At 49.9% G+C, this 1,771-nt stretch carries 1 pseudogene; it reads left to right on the top strand.

What is annotated here, in order from left to right:
• Nucleotides 1–246 precede the first annotated feature (246 nt).
• Nucleotides 247–1,771: pseudogene (locus Q0236_RS07465) on the top strand (hypothetical protein); the annotation flags it as partial.

Below are 1,771 nucleotides of genomic sequence, written 5' to 3'. Positions count from 1 at the left end.
GTTTATCAACATACCGCGCATTGTTATAGAAATTATGCACGGCATTTCGGGGAGCATCGGCATTATCGCGTCCGTTCCGTGTACGGCGCTTGCTTCCGTTTTTGTGCTTAAGCGCCCGCGCGGGCGGTAACTGCGGGTTTTACTCCCGCACAGGTTGTTAGGTAAAAAGAGCCGGCGTATCTGGCAAGCGCCGGTTTTTTCGGCAGCGTACGCTGTCTTGTAAAATTTTTATCAGGAGACTTCAAAATGAAAAAGAAAATCTTGCGGTTTGCCGTACTTGTGGCCGTTGTTTTTTCGCTCATTTCCTGCGTTGAAACAAAGAGCGCGGCAAAAAACAGAGAACAGCCGGCAGTCCGTACCGCAAAGGCCCGCGGCAAGCAATCGGATGAGGTAAAGCTTACCCATAAGCTTATTCAAAAAGGACAGGCGGGAAGCAATGAGGTTACGCTCAGTTTCGGCGTAACGGGCGACGTGCACGGCAGGCTGTATGCCTACGATTATGCCGTCTGCGAAGCGGTTCCCGGCGCGGGCTTTGTCAAAACCTATGTGCTCGCTCAGGAGCTGCGCAAAGAAAATCCGAACGCGGTTTTAATCGACGTGGGAGATACCGTGCAGGACAACAGTGCGGAGCTTTTTAACGATCTTGAAATTTTAAAAAACAACATCCTCTCCGCGCAAAATTTAAAGCTAAAAACCGACTCCGAAATTTCAAATATCTACACCGCCTTGATACAAAACGCCGCGCGCGAAAGCAAGAGATTTGATGCGATATTTTTCGTCCGCACGCCGGGCGTTGAAAATAGCGCGGCGCAAGGCGATGATGCGGTAAGCGACGCAGGCTCCGTGCGAGACGGCCCGCTTCCAAGCGCCGTAACGAAAAATGACGGCTCGCGAAACGATGCCTCGCAAAATAAAGCCTCGGGCGGCGGAAGCGCTTCGCCAAATAGCGCGAGCGTTTTAGAGGGCGGCACGAACGGCGCGCAAAGCAGAGGAACTTCGCAGAATGCGGATGCCGCAGCGCAAAACGGGGAAGAAATTTTAAGTTTTTACAGCCGCGATGCGAGGATAAAAAATTTAGGCGAGATCAAAATTTCAAATTTTACCGCGGATATGAAAGAGGGCGAGCTGGTATCGCGATATATGCGCATCGAAGGGGCTTGGAGATATTTTTTGATCAAACGCGTAAGCGCGGATGAATACCTTTTGGGCTTTGTCGATACGAATATGCTAAGCTCCAAACTAGCGGGGCTGGGCGAAATTTTACTCTTTAACGGCGGCGGCGAAATTTATAATTTTAGCGGCAATCTATTTGAGCTTTTAGGGCGAAGTTTCGATCTAAAAAGCACGCGCGAGGCGATGTTTGCGGATATAAACTCCAGCCTAAGCCTTATCTATTTTGAAGAGTTTTCGCCCTCCGCAAGCCCAAACGGCTCAAATTTAAACGGCAGCGAGCTTAGCGGAAGATTGAGCGATGATGCGATCTATGTCATGGCGATTGAGCGCGCAAGCAGCTGTTTAAATGCGAGAAATTTTATGATTTTAGCGCTTGCGGCGATGTTTGCGCTCTGCATCGCCTTGGGTGTTTGGAATTTTAAATTTTTAAAGCACCGCATTCTAGCTCCACTAGTAGCGCTAAAAGATGCGCTTGAGCTTAGTAACGATCACGCGGCTTTGCGTGGAATTTCGGCACTCGAGCCCGCCGCGCCCATAGATGAGATCGCGCGAAAATTAGATGAAATTTTAAAGCCCGCCGTGCGCCACGGAGATTTTA

Origin of the sequence: uncultured Campylobacter sp. (assembly GCF_938031315.1) — a bacterium.
Classification (GTDB): domain Bacteria; phylum Campylobacterota; class Campylobacteria; order Campylobacterales; family Campylobacteraceae; genus Campylobacter_B.
The sequence above is the reverse complement of the archived record's forward strand: the minus strand, read 5'-3'. Positions and strand labels throughout refer to the sequence as shown.